The sequence below is a fragment of the Psychrobacillus sp. FJAT-21963 genome (assembly GCF_001420585.1).
Taxonomy (GTDB): domain Bacteria; phylum Bacillota; class Bacilli; order Bacillales_A; family Planococcaceae; genus Psychrobacillus.
Genome location: NZ_LJIY01000009.1, coordinates 216,525 through 234,152, shown reverse-complemented (window position 1 = coordinate 234,152; position 17,628 = coordinate 216,525). Strand labels below are relative to the sequence as shown.

The 17,628-nt window shown below is 33.1% G+C and carries 15 protein-coding genes; 2 read left to right on the top strand and 13 right to left on the bottom strand.

Features of this window, described 5'->3' with window-relative positions; translation table 11 throughout:
* Positions 1-12: 12 nt before the first annotated feature.
* On the bottom strand, positions 13-1,269 hold the full coding sequence (gene eis, locus AN959_RS17730) for an enhanced intracellular survival protein Eis (RefSeq protein ID WP_056832742.1): 1,257 nt from the start codon (positions 1,267-1,269) through the stop codon (positions 13-15).
* Positions 1,270-1,851: 582 nt separating this feature from the next.
* Between eis and AN959_RS17725 the strand changes: the two genes are divergently transcribed.
* On the top strand, positions 1,852-2,364 hold the full coding sequence (locus tag AN959_RS17725; RefSeq protein ID WP_056832740.1) for a C39 family peptidase: 513 nt from the start codon (positions 1,852-1,854) through the stop codon (positions 2,362-2,364).
* Here AN959_RS17725 and AN959_RS17720 read toward each other — a convergent pair.
* Positions 2,361-3,242, bottom strand: a complete 882-nt coding sequence (locus tag AN959_RS17720; RefSeq protein ID WP_056832738.1) for a 5'-3' exonuclease — start codon at positions 3,240-3,242, stop codon at positions 2,361-2,363. The two genes, AN959_RS17725 and AN959_RS17720, sit on opposite strands and share 4 nt — an antisense overlap.
* A 104-nt stretch (positions 3,243-3,346) precedes the next feature.
* Between AN959_RS17720 and AN959_RS17715 the strand changes: the two genes are divergently transcribed.
* Positions 3,347-4,561 carry an FAD-binding oxidoreductase gene (locus AN959_RS17715; RefSeq protein WP_056832736.1) on the top strand — a complete coding sequence of 405 codons (1,215 nt, stop codon included), beginning with the start codon at positions 3,347-3,349 and terminating at the stop codon, positions 4,559-4,561.
* 35 nt (positions 4,562-4,596) lie between these two features.
* Here AN959_RS17715 and AN959_RS17710 read toward each other — a convergent pair whose 3' ends face one another.
* The 11 genes from AN959_RS17710 to AN959_RS17655 form a co-directional block, all read right to left on the bottom strand.
* Positions 4,597-5,526 carry a polysaccharide deacetylase family protein gene (locus AN959_RS17710; RefSeq protein WP_216598648.1) on the bottom strand — a complete coding sequence of 310 codons (930 nt, stop codon included), beginning with the start codon at positions 5,524-5,526 and terminating at the stop codon, positions 4,597-4,599.
* 37 nt (positions 5,527-5,563) lie between these two features.
* On the bottom strand, positions 5,564-6,322 hold the full coding sequence (locus AN959_RS17705) for a hypothetical protein (protein WP_056832732.1): 759 nt from the start codon (positions 6,320-6,322) through the stop codon (positions 5,564-5,566).
* Positions 6,323-6,330: 8 nt separating this feature from the next.
* Positions 6,331-7,962, bottom strand: a complete 1,632-nt coding sequence (locus AN959_RS17700) for a GNAT family N-acetyltransferase (protein ID WP_056832730.1) — start codon at positions 7,960-7,962, stop codon at positions 6,331-6,333.
* A gap of 13 nt (positions 7,963-7,975) precedes the next feature.
* Complete coding sequence (locus tag AN959_RS17695) at positions 7,976-8,887, bottom strand: NAD-dependent epimerase/dehydratase family protein (RefSeq protein ID WP_056832728.1); 912 nt, start codon at positions 8,885-8,887, stop codon at positions 7,976-7,978.
* Entirely contained in the window at positions 8,884-9,984 is a 1,101-nt protein-coding gene (locus tag AN959_RS17690; RefSeq protein WP_056832727.1) for a glycosyltransferase family 4 protein, read from the bottom strand. Before AN959_RS17690 ends, AN959_RS17695 begins: the two co-directional genes overlap by 4 nt.
* A 47-nt stretch (positions 9,985-10,031) precedes the next feature.
* On the bottom strand, positions 10,032-12,479 hold the full coding sequence (locus tag AN959_RS21810; protein WP_253278943.1) for an ATP-grasp domain-containing protein: 2,448 nt from the start codon (positions 12,477-12,479) through the stop codon (positions 10,032-10,034).
* An 88-nt stretch (positions 12,480-12,567) separates the two neighbouring features.
* Entirely contained in the window at positions 12,568-13,593 is a 1,026-nt protein-coding gene (gene rfbB / locus AN959_RS17675; RefSeq protein ID WP_056832725.1) for a dTDP-glucose 4,6-dehydratase, read from the bottom strand.
* 11 nt (positions 13,594-13,604) lie between these two features.
* On the bottom strand, positions 13,605-14,480 hold the full coding sequence (gene rfbA, locus AN959_RS17670) for a glucose-1-phosphate thymidylyltransferase RfbA (protein ID WP_056832723.1): 876 nt from the start codon (positions 14,478-14,480) through the stop codon (positions 13,605-13,607).
* Positions 14,477-15,595, bottom strand: a complete 1,119-nt coding sequence (locus AN959_RS17665; protein WP_056832721.1) for a DegT/DnrJ/EryC1/StrS aminotransferase family protein — start codon at positions 15,593-15,595, stop codon at positions 14,477-14,479. The genes rfbA and AN959_RS17665 overlap by 4 nt, the downstream gene beginning before the upstream one ends.
* 42 nt (positions 15,596-15,637) lie before the next feature.
* Complete coding sequence (locus AN959_RS17660; RefSeq protein ID WP_056832719.1) at positions 15,638-16,843, bottom strand: acetyl-CoA carboxylase biotin carboxylase subunit family protein; 1,206 nt, start codon at positions 16,841-16,843, stop codon at positions 15,638-15,640.
* On the bottom strand, positions 16,840-17,628 hold a 789-nt coding region (locus AN959_RS17655), incomplete at its 5' end, for an oligosaccharide flippase family protein (protein WP_156350828.1). The genes AN959_RS17660 and AN959_RS17655, both read right to left, overlap by 4 nt.

Here is a 17,628-nt window from a genome sequence, read left to right as displayed (position 1 = left end):
AACACTTCCTTTTTAAAACGAAGTAAAGCAAATTGGGCTAATTCTAGATGAAAACCACTCATCTAGTATTTTTGCCTCTACATTATATAAAGTAACTTCCCCATAATTTTGAAGCGCTTCAATCGAAACACATCCCATCCACCAAGAGCTTAAATCATGAATACCAATCGAAATGTTTGCTTTTTCATTCGAATTTTCTAGCTTGATGGCATTCCAAAAGTCTCCATTATAAACGACTTCATATAACCCATTCTGTTCTTTTACAAAAGAATCTTCCAACTTTATTAATATTCTAGTAAACTCTTCCGGTCTTTTAAGATTATGAAAATTTGTCGTATGAACAAATGAAATAATATTACAAACCCGATACATCAATCCTGATCCAGTTGTTGCAACTTCATGGTTTGCACTAGGTATTAAATGATTGGAACCGTTTAAAGGATTGGTAAGTGCATACAAAAAGGACGGATCATTCGTACGAAAAACTATACGAGCCACTTGATCTTGTTGAGATTGCAACCAAGCAGCTAATTGCTTATATGCACTTGGATTGGACCAAATCCATTCATGTACGATTAACTGTTGATGTAAGAAGTGACTATCCTTTACTGGTTCTAACGAGAATGCTAATGCACCAATTAGTTGTTCCTTTTCTTTAACACCTACATAGTTGGTCACTGCATTTCTTATTCGTTGCCGCTCATTCCATGTTCTTTTAATCATCCCATGATGCTTTTGAGCGTAGTCATTATATAATGATACGATTGCTTCTTCATCGTTCGGAGATAAAAATTGTACAAGTCCTTTTTCCCCGTCACTAACAACCCCATGTGGTTCAATCTTAAATTCAAACTTCATTGGGCCATATCCGTAGCCCATCTTCCGATAAAAACTAGGATTAAAGGGATAAAGTGATACGAGTGATACATTTTCCTGCTTTGCATGATCATGGAAATGAGAAAGCAGCTTAAAAGCGATTTTCTCTTTCTTATGAAGCAGATGAACAGCAACCATCCCTATACCAAATATTCGTTGAAATTTACCATTTATATTGCATTCAAATTCATTTAAGCGATATAACCCAATAAGTTCTTCTACTTCATTAAAATAGCCAAAATATTGAATACCATTTAGTTCCTCATCTTCTTTTTTTAAACGGTCCATAAATGCCTGTTTACTCTCTTGCGTTTGTATATGCATGCCTGGATATGCAAGTGCGACAAGATTAGCTGCACCCTCAAAATCCTTCGTTATTATACGTCGAATCAAACCTTTACCCCCTTTAAATATAAATAAACTACTCAGTCGGTTTTATTATAAAATAGTCAAATTATTTTAACAATACTTTTCTTATATACTGTTTCTGTTGCAATTAGAGATCGGGATGATTAAAGTAAATAAAAAAGCTCTTCCTATTTAAAGGAAGAACTTTTCGATTGAAGACAAAAGGCTGTTGCAAATAGATCTGCTTCATTTTTTTGATTTCTTGTCATCATTTTCTATTTCCTCAAGGTTATTATTCCTGAGTGTTTAGAAATAATAAGGAATCATTATATTGGTTTGGAGGAGCGTCCGCTCGACTCCTGCGGGAAAAGCGAGACAGACGAGACCCTGCAGGAGCGTGATAGAGGATGGCAATCTAAGTTCGCCGCGTCCTGCGGCAACGATTGCATGAACAACATCCTGTTGGCCCAAGCGGCTCGGCGCTCGCCCGCGGAAAGCGAGTGGTAAGCTTCGGAAAACCGATCTATACTATAAAAATTAAATTCGAGTGTGTCTACAGTATGAAGAGCTCTTCCTTTTTAATGGAAGAACTTTTATTTATTCCATTTTGCAATTTGGAGGTTCCATATGAAAATACAATTGCCTGTACAAGGGCATTCCCAATATGATTCGTCCATCCAAACAAACTTTCAGGCTTCCGCTTGTGGACCTGTCACAGCATATGTTCTATTAAACTATCTTTTTCCAAATGTATGTCCTTATCAACCGAACGAGCTTTATGAAAGATTGGGTGGCACTCGTATCGGATTGTTTACACATCGTTTTGTACGTAATTTACGTAAACTACTTGGACCCAATTGGAAGGTGGAAAAGTGCACACTTCAAACTGCTTTAGAAGAGTTAAAAAAGGGACGCCCTGTTGCTCTAAAATTTGATAAATACTTTTCATTTCAGTGGAAAAGAAAATTTACATTTGCTTATCACTGGGTACCTCTTATTGGGTACGAATTGATAGAGGATGAATTATTTTTAATAATTCATGATAATGGAGGTCGCCATCGAGCAAGTCAAATCCGTAAAATACGCTTTTCGGATGATGCACCTATTTTAACTTTTGTACAAGTAACTCCAAAATCCTAAAGTTGGTTTTGGAGTTGTCTTGCTAAAATAGTATATCCATTATCATATAAGTAATCGAATTTTGAGTCTGAAATAGTTTGTACAAACAGCTGATCTAGTTCTGCTTCTATTGGAACGTCACGTCGAATTGTTGCCAATTCTTTAGATAGTTGAAGCATTTCCAAATCTGTTTCTATTTTAGTTCGATGCCCTGCTTTTAATAAATGAAGAGACTCGAGAATTTTATCCACAGTCCCATATGTTTGAACCAATTGTAATGCCGTTTTAGGACCAATCCCCTTCACTCCAGCATAACCATCGCTAGAATCTCCCATGAATGCTTTTACATCAGGAAAAAGAAGCGGTGAAATACCGTATTCTTCTAAAAAGCGAGCTTCACTATAAACATCATAAATCGTAAATCCCTTTTTCGTAAACGCAATCTCCGTAGAAGGATGAAGAAGCTGAAGTAAATCCTTATCTCCACTTACAATCGTAAATCGAGCTTCATCTTGCCATTTATGTGTAATAGAAGCAATCGTATCGTCTGCCTCCATCCCAACTATACCAAAGTTCATCCATCCTAAATGTGCAGACAAATCCTGTGCCATATCAAATTGTGGTATTAATTCTTCTGCTGGCTTTGGACGGTTCGCTTTATACCCATCATATAGCTCATTACGAAAAGTTTGCATACCTTTATCCCAGCAAATAGCAAGATGGGTTGGTTGCATTAAATTTTGTGCAGCTAATACATGTCTTGTAAAGCCTTGGACTGCATTGGTAGGAATGCCTTTAGAATTTTTAAAGAAATTACCTGACATTGCCGTTGCAAAAAAAGACCTAAACAGCAAGGCCATGCCATCTATTACTAATACATGTGGTTTATCTTCTGTCATGTCAAACACCCTTTATAGTAGATTACTTTAAGTATAACATGTTTGTGATTGAATCTTCGAAACTATGGGTATTAGAATGGATATCAATATTTGGGGGTTCTCACATGAAAATACATAATGGATCACTTTATTGGCCATCTACAACAGAACCATTTGAACCTAGTGCTAATTTTGACAAACTGGAACTTTATGATGTGGTCATTGTTGGTGGAGGTATGTCAGGTAGTTTAACAGCTTTAGCAATGGTAGAGGCAGGACTTTCAGTTGCTATACTCGATAAAAGAAAATTTGGAACTGGAAGCACAAGTGCAAACACAGGGCTACTGCAATATTCAAATGATGTAATGCTCCATGAACTAATTGAACAAATTGGCGAGCAAGATGCAGTGCAATTTTATAAACTTTGTTATCAAGCAGTAGACGAACTTGAAAAAATAGTAAATGAATTACATATAGATTGTGATTTCATTCGTCGTCCAAGCATTTGCTTTGCTAGTGATGAAAATGATGTAGAAAAAATAAAAGCGGAGTATACAACTTTACAGAAATATGGTTTTCCAAGTGATTATTTTGGACCAAATGAAATGCGAGAGAAGTTAGCTTTCTCTAAACCTGGAGCATTAGTAACGTTGGAAGATGCAGAAATAAACCCATTTAAATTTGTACAAGGGTTACTACAAAGATTAGAGGAAATGGGTGTACATTTATTTCCTTACGTAGAGGTAGAAGATGTCTATGAAACGGATGGTCAGTTAGATATTAGAACTTCAGAACAATCCATCTTAGCGAATAACATTATATTCACTACTGGATACGAAACAGTTCCAATTGGAAAACGCATTGGCGCAAACATAAATCGTTCCTATGTATTTGTAAGTAATCCAATCAACAACTTCGACAATTGGTACAAACAGGCACTTATCTGGGAAACAAAACGACCATACTTATACGTACGGTCGACGGTCGAGAACAGATTAATTGTCGGTGGATTAGATGAAGATCAACCAGATGCTCCCTATTCTCAGGAATTAATTCAACAACGTGCGGAGAATTTATTGGTAAAGGCCAAAGAACTGTTTCTTCAATACAATATTGAAATTGACTTTGCATATGCAGCAAGCTTCGGAGAATCTATCGATAATCTTCCTTTCATCGGTGAACATCCCACAAAAGCAAAACATTATTACTTACTTGGATACGGAGGAAATGGGACGGTTTATAGCATGCTTGGTTCACAGATACTAAAAGATTTAGTTACAGGAAAACCAAATGATAATGCTGGGATTGTACAATTAGACAGGAAGTGTGGAGTAAAATAAAATAAAACGAAGGGATTTAATTACCCTTCGTTTTTTTATGAAATAATTTTCATAACATCCACAACATCTCGCATATGCATACTCTGAAAATTATATTTGGTATTTAAATACTCCACATGCTTTAAGATTTCTTCAAGAAACAGTAAATTTTCTTCGGTATTTATTCCAAAATTATGTGGATGCCACCATAAATGATATATTTCATTAGACTTGGCTGCTTTGGTCAATCCATTTTTGATACGCCGCAAACGTAATCCCTCTACAACTTTAAATCGTTTACTATATGGCCTTAAAAACCTACTGGATTTAATATTTATCAGTGGTTTTGTTTGTATATCTCCAAATGAATATGTATGGTGGCCTGTCAAATTCACATAGGCATCAACTAACCGAAGGATTCGTTTTATTTTTGTATTTGTTTTACTTGTATACGGTCTATAGATCCAACTATCCTCAGTACCCCTAAAAGCAGTAATTCCATATTTTTTACTCATCTTCAAATAATCCATATTCGTTTGATTTCGTGGAAACACTAAGGATGTAGTATTTTGATTGAGACTAACAACTTCTTTAAGATCAGCTTCAAATTGTTCCATACGTTGACCATCTTCCAAACAATAATAATGAGAAAAAGTATGAGTGCCGATTTCTTGATTTGGAATTGTTTTAATAATATTAATAAGTGATGAACCAAAATGATAGGGATCTTGAGTTTCATTTTCTCCTACGTTAGGGAGATTATTTTTGGGAGAAAATGACTCATTTACATAAGTAATATTTAACTGCTCTAACCTGTCTAACAGTTCCTTTTTGTTTTTGCAATATAACATACCCACGATTGCCCAAGTTGCATGAATATCATACTTTAAAAAAAGCTGTAGAATCCGAGGGATAGCTAGTCTAGCCCCAAGTATATTTTCACCATATTCCGCAAGAGTAAAAACATCATGTACTCCCCAGTTCAATTCAAAATCAAGTGAAATAACAAGTGCTCCCAGTATGTCATCCTTTCCTCATCTTAATCGTTCTTAACCATAAGACCAGCTTACCTACTAATGAATTTGCTTCATAACCAGAGTATACTTGGGTGATCTCCCCACCAAATTCCATCTTAAAGCTACGAATGTTTTCATTCGCTGTAAGTCCACCCATATCGTAAATTGTATGCTTTAAACCTTTGAAATATAAAATATTACGCCAAAGTAAATATCGACTAGCCACACTTAATAGTCTTTTCTCTTCCTTTTTTTCCTTCAATCGAAAATACGAAGCCGAATATAGAGAAAAAACCGTGTCGCCATCTGAAATATATACTCGGTAACATAAGACTTCATTTTCTTCATTTAAAAGCTGAGTAATAACAAGAGCATTCTTGTCTTTTAACTTACTCATTGTATTAACATGAAAGGAATTACAAGAGTATGTGTTTGTAAATTTTGCAGAATGATTATAAAACTTCTGAAAAGCACGAACATCAGCAATCGTTGGCTTATCAATCACTAATATACGAAAGTCATGCAGTGAAGCTTTATTAATTTGTTTTCTATTCGTTCGATGTAATTTCTGAAATAATTCTTCTTCACTCTTCGTTAAATCAATATGAACCGTTTCAAATTTCTGTAGGTTTTTTTTATGGACTAATGAATGAGTGAAACCTACTATATCCATTAATTTTTCAGTTAAAATTTGCTCTTTCAAAAAATAATACGTATTCATTTTAATATTTAGAAACTTTCTTTCTAAAATTATTATATAAGGCACCTTCTCTTTTATATTACTTCTTCTTTTATTACTTTTTTATTTCCAAATATTCTTGAATAAGTAAGCCTCTCCGTTAATATAAATCCAAATTTTTTCATTGTTCTAACACTTTTTTTATCACGCTTGTTTACATGCACAAATATATGTTTAGGATGGTAGTTTGCTTGGACAAATGAAATGATATTTTCTAAGTGTTCATTCTCCCAGCCTCTAATATAAACGCTTCTTTTCTTGAGGCTTGAAACCACCTCAATATCGTCTATGCGTATTACATTTTCATTGACCCAAAATGCTTTATTCGGATCTGTAGAGTAGTAACCTTTATAACCGTTATAAATTCTTTGCAATATTTCTTTTCGATTATTCTTCATATTGAGAGCTGTTTCAGGTGTTACTTTTTCAAAGTGACTTTTCATATTTATTTCATTTACATCTAGTTTAGCAATAACATATTGTTTTCGCTCATATAAGTAAGGTAGTAACTTTTTTTTCCAAATAACTTTTCTAAAGTTGAATTTTTCCTTATTGCGTATATAATACTTCAATTTACCAATATAATTTCTTCTAAAAATCACAAGCGAATAATATTTTCTTAGCTTAGAAATAATCGCTTCTTTTCCCCATAAAAAATTTCGAAAGGTTTTAGCTCTAAAAGTATTTGTAGAAAAAATTGTTTTTCTTGTGTAATCGAGATCTGTATTCCACTCAAATTTATAAGGTTCATATCCTATGCTCATATCTAATTTATGAAATCCATCATCTATATTTCTTTTAATCTTCTCTTTAACTAGAATCCTACCAGGCCCATAGATATCAAAGTCGGAATCATGTCCTAAAACATATCCCAAGTATCTTCCTCGGCAAGAAAAACCGTACGTAAAAGAAATAATTTTATTTTCCAATGTTAATGTTGTAAGTTGGACACTTAATTTCCCATGATTCTGTTCTGCTAAATATTGAAAGAAAGCTTTTTTTCTATCACTTGAAAAACCGCTTGTATCATTTTTCTTTTTCCATCTTTTTTGATGCACTTTAAATATTTGGTCCATCTGTATTGCTGGAGAGATTTGCAGACGAACTTCTCCAAGTAACCGTAATCTTTTTTCCCTTCTATCTAAACCATGCAACTTTTGACGCGATTTCATATATTCTTCATAGGAAAGTTTTTGTAAATCAATATAAGGCGTTACAATTCGATAATATTGCTCTTTCATATTTCTAGCTTTCAAATAATTGGATAGTTGAAATGGTGTATCTACGCTTTCTAATAACCCATGTAAATAAAAAACTACACTCTTCTTCTTTTTAATTATTGCATCAAAAACATACATAATGACCCGATCAACGTCTCTTTTTTTTGCAATTATATCCATATAATTAGCATCACCTAGAGCTAGAAAATGAAGCATATAACCAAACCAAGTTTTTTCCGATTGAAACGGAAAAAATGCTATTATTCGGTTATTCTCTTTTACTGCATATATTTCTATTTCTTCATTTTCACCTAAAAACTGCCACCAATTATAAACAAATTCATATTCTATAAATGGGTTCGTATTTTGATTTGCTTCTAAAATAGCCGACCATTCTTTCTCATAGACACTCAAATGTTTATACGATTTAATAAGAATGAGCTCCAATTAATCATCCGTTCTAGTTAGGTTTTTTTAAATAAGAGTAATATTGAATGGTTTCTTTTAGTCCTTCCGCAAAACTATACGTTGGCCTCCATGCAAGATTGGTTTTCGCTTTTTTATTCGAAAGGACGCTTCTTTCTATCTCTCCATCTCGTAACGATTCGTAAATTGGATTCGTCTTAACTCCAGTAAGTTCCGATAATTCTTCATACACTTTTTGAATGGATATTTCTGTAGAAGAACTAATATTAAAAACCCCTGTATTATCAGAGATTAATGATTGTATGCAAGCCTCAGCAACATCTTTCACATATATAAAATCTCTCGTTTGGTTGCCATCAAATATAACAGGATCTTCCCCCTCTAAAAGACGATTGAGAATACTCGTTACTACTCCACTTGCTTGCATAGGACCATACACATTTGAGAAACGTAATATACAGCTTTTTAAACCAAATAAGTTTTCATATAACTGAACATATTTTTCTGCTGAAAGCTTCGATAATGCATAAAAAGAAAGCGTAGCAAGCTTACTCTCCTCTGTCACTGGTAGGATACTTGGATTTCCATAAACTGCTGCAGTAGATGCAAAAATACATTTTTTCACTTCAAATTGTTTACATAATCGAAGAATATTAAGAGTGCCAACCAAATTTGCATGGCAGTCTTCCATCGGATTAACCATTGAATTTAATACAGATGATTGAGCAGCTAAATGAATAACATATTCTGGACTTTCAATTCGAAAAACCGCTTCTAACTCACTACTTGTAATATCCATCTTGTAAAATGGAACATTTTCAACCAAATTACCTTCGTTGCCTGTAGATAAATTATCTAATGCAATCACTGAAATTTTCTTTTGTACTAATGCTCGTACAACATAAGAACCAATAAACCCCGCCGCTCCAGTAACTAATACTTTCAACCATTTTCCCCCAATTTAAGTAGATTGCAATACGTAGATATTGTTTTTTCATACATTTTTTCAAAAGTAAAACTTGCTTCATATATTTCTCTACTCTTTTCTCCCATATTTTTTCGAAGTAATTCATTTTCTATTAATTTGGAAAGAAGTTCAGATAAGTTATTGCGAATTAAAAATCCATTTTCTGTATCTCTGACGGCTTCTTTTACCCCTCCAACATTGGATGCGATAATGGGAAGTCCGTGTACCATTGCTTCTAAAATACTTAATGGTAATCCTTCCCAAGTAGAAGTAAGCACGAATAGATCCGCATCACATAATTGCTTAGCAACATTCGAATGACTCCCTAGAAAAGTGACTTTATGACCTAAATAGTTTTCTTGTACAAATTGTGCAGATGCTCGTTTTAAACTCCCATCTCCCACAAAAATCATTTGCCATTTTAGATTCTTAATATGCAAGAGTGCCTCTAAAAGCTCTAATTGTTGTTTTGGTTTTTCAAACCGAGCAACCATCAAAATTTTTACGACCTCTCTGTTCCCTTTTTCTGATGGTGTATTCTTTGAATCCATTACACCATTGTGAACAGTAATTATTTTTTCGGATGGCAGCACTTGATGACGAAGCGCTAAGTTTCGATCTTGATCACAGACAGTAATAACTTGCTTCGATAATTTTCCTACCCACTTCTCGATCCTTAAATATAAGCGTTGCTTTTTCTTCTCAACTCCATCTGTAAACGCCCACCCATGGGCTGTAAATACGGAGGGAATTCGAAGTGACCAACAGGCAATTCTACCGATAATTCCAGCTTTAGAAGAGTGAATTGCTACAATATCTGGTTTTATAAGCTTTAATTTTTTCCTAATTTCTAAGAAAGCAAGGAAGTCTTTTACAACATTAATTTTTCGGATTAAAAATTTGCTATGATTATAAGTAATAGTATCTACTAATAAATCATTCGCAACTTTTTCATACCCACCATAAATAATCGTCACGGAATGCCCTTCTAGTGCAAGTTGTTTGGACAAATCTCGTACATGTACTTGGGCCCCACCAATTTCATTCATATGTGTGATTAGTTGAACAATTTTCATCCATTATCCCTCACTTTATTTGATGGAAACGAAGCAAAAATTAAAAACTAGTTAAAAATATAAATATTGCTATTTATAAAATCATCTAACTTTTCTCTCTTCCTAACTAACTTAAACTCACTCCCCACTTTGGCGATAATTGGTGGCCTTTCTTTAATGAAAGGTGGATTAAGAACAATTGTGTATGCTCCTACATTGCTGAAAATTAGAAAATCTCCAACTTTAGGTATTTCTCCAACATGATCAATTAATAAGTAATCTTTCTCCATACATGTATAACCAACTACATTGAACCTTTCTATCTTATAATCATCAAAATTTGTTTTCACAAGATCCATAGGCGTGTTTTTTTTGCTAATACTAGGTTTAATATTATGAACACTTCCATTTACAAGGACAAAGTATTCATCTCGATTTTTTTTCACGTCAATTACTTGACTATAAAATTTAAACGTATCCACCACTAACGATAATCCTGGCTCTATTATTAAATATGGTTCATTTTTAAAGTTATCTTTTTCTTTATTAATAATTGAACTGATCGTTTTTGCATAATCATCGAATGATGGGACGTTGTTTATTTTCATTATTTTTGGTACATCACCATAAAAGCCGCCACCAATATCAAGATATTCAAGCGTGTTTGCAATGTATTTTTTTGAAAGATCGCATAATTTTTGCGTTATTTTCTCAAATACTTTTAAGCTCCTTATTTGAGTAGAAAAATGTCCGTGAAGACCAACAACATCTATGTTACCTATTTTATTCAATTCATTTAATGCTCTTTCTAAATTTCCATTTTCAACACAAAAACCAAATCGACTTTGATTAAATCCACCTTGAAGTGGACTCATTCCATCAATAGTTAAATCAAAATTTACCCTTAACCCAACTTTATAATGTTGGCTATTATTCTTAAGAATATATTCTTTTAATATCTCAATCTCATAGAAAGAATCAAGATTAATTATACTTCCTTCTTCTAATGCCATAGATATATCATCGTACGATTTCAGTGGGCCGTTAAAAATAATCTTTCTTGGATCTACTCCTATTTTGAGAGCTAAGTCATACTCCATTCTGGATACAACTTCTGCGTAAGCTCCTAAATTAGAAACTTCTTTTAATAATGTAGGCAAATAATTTGTTTTATATGAATAACCAATGATAACTTTTTTATATTTACTACTAAATGCAGAAAACATATTCAAATAATTCTCTCTCAATTTTTCCAAGTCAAACAAATAAAAGGATTCTCCAAATTGTTTTTTGGAAATAATTATATTTTCTACACTATCATCTATCATTTGAATATCAATGTATTGCTTTATATTTTTCATTTTAGATTTTAGTTCTTCAGAAGAATTAAATTTCAAGAAAATAATACCGATCGTTTTATTTAATCCTTCAAACACATCTAATCCATCACCATATTTTTTGTTGATTACTTTATGAATAATATTTCCTTGAATTTCTTCCTTAAATATTATGTCTTTTAATTTTCCTTTTTCAAAAGTATGCAAATAATAAGTGGAATAATATTGTTTTGTTAGAGTATCTGTTATCTTAATCTCATTGTTATTTAAAGCTGCTTCAACTGTGGTTCTTACTAAATCCACTCCAGTTCCCATTTCTAATAGTTGAGAAATCATATTCCCACCATTCCTTGCAGCTATTTCTACTATAAAAGGTTTTCCGTTTTTATCGAACAAAACTTCGATATTTAAGACACCCATTTTTATTTTCAAAAGTTCTATTACCTTTTGTAACTCATTACGGACTATTTTTAGTTTCTCTTCTTCCATAAAAACTGGATAACTATTGCCTGTAGGGACAAATGAATTATTCTCTATATCTCTATATCCATTTAGAAAACCGAAATACTCAATATTACCATTTACTACAATTAAATCTCCGCCAATCATACACTCATGTGCCATCTCAACATACTCTTCAATAATGACCATTTTTTGTTTTGACATTGAAAGAGAATAATCAAATGCGCTATCAAATTCTTCTAAAGAGACTACTCGAGTAACCCCTCTACTCCCAGATGAGTCAACTGGCTTTACCATAATCGGAAATTGAAATTCACTAAGGTTTTCCCTTGCTTCTTCTTTCAATTTATAACTTTTCGCTTTTGGACAATTAAAACCGTGTTTCATTAAAAAATCTCTGAATAAATTCTTATTAGACAATATCAAAACTGATTCGTATGGATTTGATGGCAAATTTAACTTGTTACCTACATATGCGGCAGTAGCTGCTGCAGGTTCTGAGGAATAGGCTACAATTCCATTAATGTTCATTTGTGTTGCAACTTCCAAGATTGCTTCTTTATCTGTTGTACTTACACAATGGTATTCATCAGAATAAAATTGTCCTGGATTATCTCTTAAATAATCACATAATACTGTGTAATATCCTTGGTCTTTGGCATATTGAATTGCTGCTATTTGCTGAGTAGATCCTCCAAGGAACATAACCTTCTTCATTAATAACACCTCAGTTATATTTTTGATATTCATACATATTTTTTTTGAATTGTGAACCATCAAACCCCGTGTCATTAGTTAGATGTTCTTATACTTTCTTGTTGTTATGAGAATCAATAAAATTCATCCAATCTTTATTCTCTAAATACCAATGAATCGTCATTTCGATTCCTCGTTCGAAAGAATATGAGGGAGACCATTCCAACTTCTGTTTAATCTTGGAGTTATCGATTGCGTATCTTCGGTCGTGTCCTAATCGATCATTAACGTATTCAATTAGGTCCTCTTTTTTATTCAAATGCTTAAGAATTATTTTTACGATTTCAATATTTTCTTTCTCATTGTTACCGCCTATGTTGTAAACCTCACCGATTTTCCCTTTATGAAGGACTGTGTCGATCGCAATACAATGGTCTTCAACATGCAACCAATCCCTCACTTGTTTACCATCTCCGTAAACCGGTAAGGGAATATCATTTAATGCATGTTGAATCATAAGTGGAATTAGCTTTTCAGGATATTGATAAGGACCATAATTATTCGAACATCTCGTAATTACCACAGGTAGTTTGAATGTTTCATAATAAGCTCTTACCGTCATGTCTGCGGCTGCTTTTGAGGCAGAATAAGGGCTATTTGGAGAAATATTTGTATTCTCAGTAAAATATCCTTCTTTTCCTAAAGCACCATATACTTCGTCAGTGGATATTTGAATGAATTTGACTTTCTCTTTGTATTTCGTGCAATACTTATCTTTTTGATTGACCTTCCAATGCTGTTTAGCCGTATCAAGCAAAGCTTGAGTACCTAACACATTTGTATTTAAGAATATTTCGGGATCATCAATGCTTCGGTCCACATGTGATTCAGCTGCAAAATTAATGACGACATGAATATCAAATTCCTGAAATAGCTCATTCAACAGCTCCCTATTACGAATATCTCCTTTTACAAAATGGTATCGATCAGTATGTTGGACACCTTTTAGATTGATAAGATTTCCGGCGTATGTTAATAAATCAAGATTAATAATTTTGTAATCATACTTTGAAAGCATATGTCTTACAAAATTAGATCCGATGAAACCTGCTCCACCCGTAACTAAAATATTCATCTTGAACTCCTTTATGTCCTATTGGAATTAGCAACGTCAACTAAATACTTTCCGTAATTTGTCTTCATTAATGGTTCGGCAAGTTGTAGCAACTGTTGCTTCGATATATACTTTCGTCGATATGCAATTTCTTCAATACAAGAAACAAACAATCCTTGACGATTTTGAATAGCTTCAACAAAATTGGACGCTTCTAATAGTGACTCATGGGTACCGGTATCTAACCATGCTAATCCCCTACCCATAATCTTCACTTTTAGTTCGCCTTTTTGAAGATATTCATCGATAATAGAAGTGATTTCAACCTCTCCTCGCGCGGAAGGTTTTACTTTTTTAGCTATTTTTATAACTTCATTATCAAAAAAATATAGTCCCGGTACTGCATAAGAGGATTTTGGGTTAATAGGCTTTTCTTCTATTGATAAAGCATTGTCATATTCGTCAACTTCAACGACACCATATGCTCTAGGATCCTTCACATAACAACCAAATATGAGCGCACCTTTTGATAAATTTGCTGCTTCCTGTACTTTGTTACCAAAATTGGATCCATAAAAGATGTTGTCCCCTAGAACTAAAGCTACCGATGATTGACCTATAAACTCTTCACCGATAATAAAAGCCTCCGCAAGACCACTAGGATTTTCTTGAATTGCATATTGCAATTTCATCCCTATTTTACTGCCGTCACCTAATAATTCTTCGAACATCACTATATCTCTTGGGGTTGAAATAATTAATATCTCTCTTATTCCTGCAAGCATTAATATGGAGAGCGGATAATAAATCATTGGTTTATCAAATACCGGCAACATTTGCTTAGAAATCGCTTTTGTTAAAGGATATAATCGAGATCCTGATCCTCCTGCTAAGATGATTCCTTTCATCTGCTTTCTCGAATCACCTTACAGATTTTCTCCACTGATTCTATTTGTAATTCTCCATAATACGGCATTGCCAATACTTGTGTGACTGCTTTATGTGCTTGTGTAAGGTTTTCTTTTCGAGCAGATTCCAAATGATCGTACCATTGAAAATCGCTACATAGAGGATAGAAATACTTTCTTGTAAACACTTTATATTCTTTTAATTTCTCGTGAAGCCAATCTCTGGAATTCCCATACTTTTCTTCGTCAATTTGAATAACAAAATACTGATAACTACTACTATTGCCTTCTAATTTTGTCAGTACGTTAATCCCAGGTATATCTTTTAAGTTCTGTTCGTATGTTCTTTTTATTTCATGTCTTTTTTGACGTTCAGATTCAACCAATTTCAACACTTCAAGTCCGATAACTGATTGAATTTCATTCAACTTTGCATTTAAACCGGACAATACAACTTCATCCGGATTTGCTATTCCAAAATTCTTTAGAAGGTTTAATTTTTCACTTAAAGCTCCCTCTTTAAATGTAAGTGCTCCGCCTTCTACCGTATTAAATAGTTTGGTTGCATGGAAGCTGAACATCGTCATATCTCCAAAATTGCCTATCGGTTGACTATCAACTTTTGTTCCAAAAGTATGGGCTCCATCATAAATAACTTTCAATTTATATTTATTTGCGATTTCTTGAATTTGTTCAACATCACATGCATTCCCGAATGTGTGAACGCCAAGGATTGCGGTAGTTTTTTCAGTAATGAGGGGTTCGATTTTTGCGGCATCTAAAGTAAGAGTATTGGGGTCAATATCACAAAATACAGGGGTAAGATTATTCCAGTCGAGCGCTTGAACAGTAGCAGGAAAAGTAAATGGTGTAGTTATGACTTCTCCTGTAAGCTTTAAAGCTCTTAAACCTAAGAGTAATGCTAATGTACCGTTATTAAATAAAGATAAATTTTCTACATTCAGATACTGTTTTAATTCTTCTTCTAACTTGGATTGTTGTGGTCCATTATTGGTTAACCATTTACTTTCCCACACTTCATTCAACCTTTTATTTACACTTTGTAAATCTGGAAGCAATGGCCTAGTAATATAAATTGGGTCTCCTTTTATCATCTATGACTTCCTTTTTATTATTATTTTTAATAAGCATAATTTTTAATCCATCACCTGTACCTCAATATATTGATTCATATTTTTCATTTTTTGATTTAATTCTTCTAAACTGCTATATTCTAGAAAAATAATTCCAATTGCTTTATTTGAGCTGTCAAATATATCAACTTCCTCATTTAACTCTTTAAAGATAAACTTATTGATAATATTTCTTTGAATTTCATTTGTAAAAATAATATTTTTTAATATTCCCTTTTTAGAAGAATGTAAGATATAAGTTGAGAAATAGGAATTTGTTTGAGGAGAATAACCAACGTTTATGTCTTTATTATTACCCAAAGCTGCTTCAACAGTAGCTTTGACTAAATTAACACCCGTTATTATTTCCAACAGTTGTGGAATCATATTCCCTCCGTTTCTTGGCCCCATTTCTATAATATAAAGTTTGCCATCCTTACTAAACATTACTTCAATATTCAATGCTCCCACTTTAATTTCCAGAAGACTTATAACTTTTTGTAATTCTTTACGGACTAAATCTAACTTTTCTTCTTCTATTAATAATGGGTGACTTTTACCTATAGGTACCAAGGGATTAATCTCATTATTTCTATGACAATTTAGTAACCCAAAAAACTCAATTTTTCCATTAATAACAAAAATGTCACCACCAATCATATACTCATGTACCATCTCAATAAACTCTTCGATGATTACCGTTTTATTTATTGAATTAGAAATGGCAAAATCAAATGCATAATCAAGTTCATCATTGATATCAATACGAGAAACCCCCTTACTCCCTGAAGAGTCAGTTGGCTTAACTATTAGAGGAAATTGAAAATCACTTAGACTTTTCTTTGCTTCATCAACAGTATTAAAGCTTTTTGCTTTCGGGCAATTAAAACCATTGTTGATCAAAAAGTTTCGAAATAAGTCCTTTTTAGATAGCACTAATACTGATTCGTACGAATTGGATGGCAAATTTAACTTGTTACTAACAAATGCTGCAGTTGCTGCAGCAGGATCGGAGGCATAAGCTACAATTCCTTCAATACTTTCTTGCATTGAGATTTTCAAGATAGCATCTTTATCCGTTGTACTCACACAATGGAATTCATCAGAATAAAATTGTCCTGGATTGTCTTGTAAGTAATCACATAAAACTGTGTAATAACCTTGTTTTTTAGCGTATTGTATTGCTGGTAATTGTTGAATTGATCCCCCAAGGAACATAATCTTCTTCACAACTTCCACCCAATCATTTTAATTTTTCTTATAAAAGGTAGTATTATTTCTATTAATATATTAAGCTCTTGCACTTTTAAAATTTTACTTAAGGTCACGTACAACACAATTCCGAAAAAAATTTGAGATATTAGATTCATAAAAACCCCAAACTGTAAGAGGAAGCCGCTGAAATATACAATACCACCCATTAAAAATGAGACTAAAAATATTGGCATAAGATCTCTAATTTGTTCTTTTGAAGAATAGGAAATTTCCTTAGCTGAATAAAACATATTAATGAATAGAGATATAAATGAACTTATTACTGCTGCACAGATCAATCCTATTATTCCTAAGTTAAAAAATAATGACAAAGCAATCAATATTGTTACGACAATCTTTTTGATGATTTCTAATAATAGGAACAAATCGGATCTACCTTTTACTTTTAAAATATTGAGATTTAAAGCGTGAATAGGATATAACATGCCAGCTATACATAACAGTTGAAAATAGAATACAGAAGGGAGCCATTTTTCACCGAAAAGTAATTGAAAAAGAGGAGTTGCTACAACTGCTCCCCCTATCATTAAAGGAAAATTAACAAAGCCTGTTGTCTTTATCATGTTTCTAAACACTGACTTTAGTCTTTTCTCATCTTCTTGTGTACTACTCAATACTGGGTATGTGACGCGCTGGACTGCAGCGACAATCGATTGAGAAGCCATATCTCTAATTCTAACCGCATTTGTATAATACCCGAGTTGTGTGGCAGAGTATAATTTACCAATAATTAGAAAATA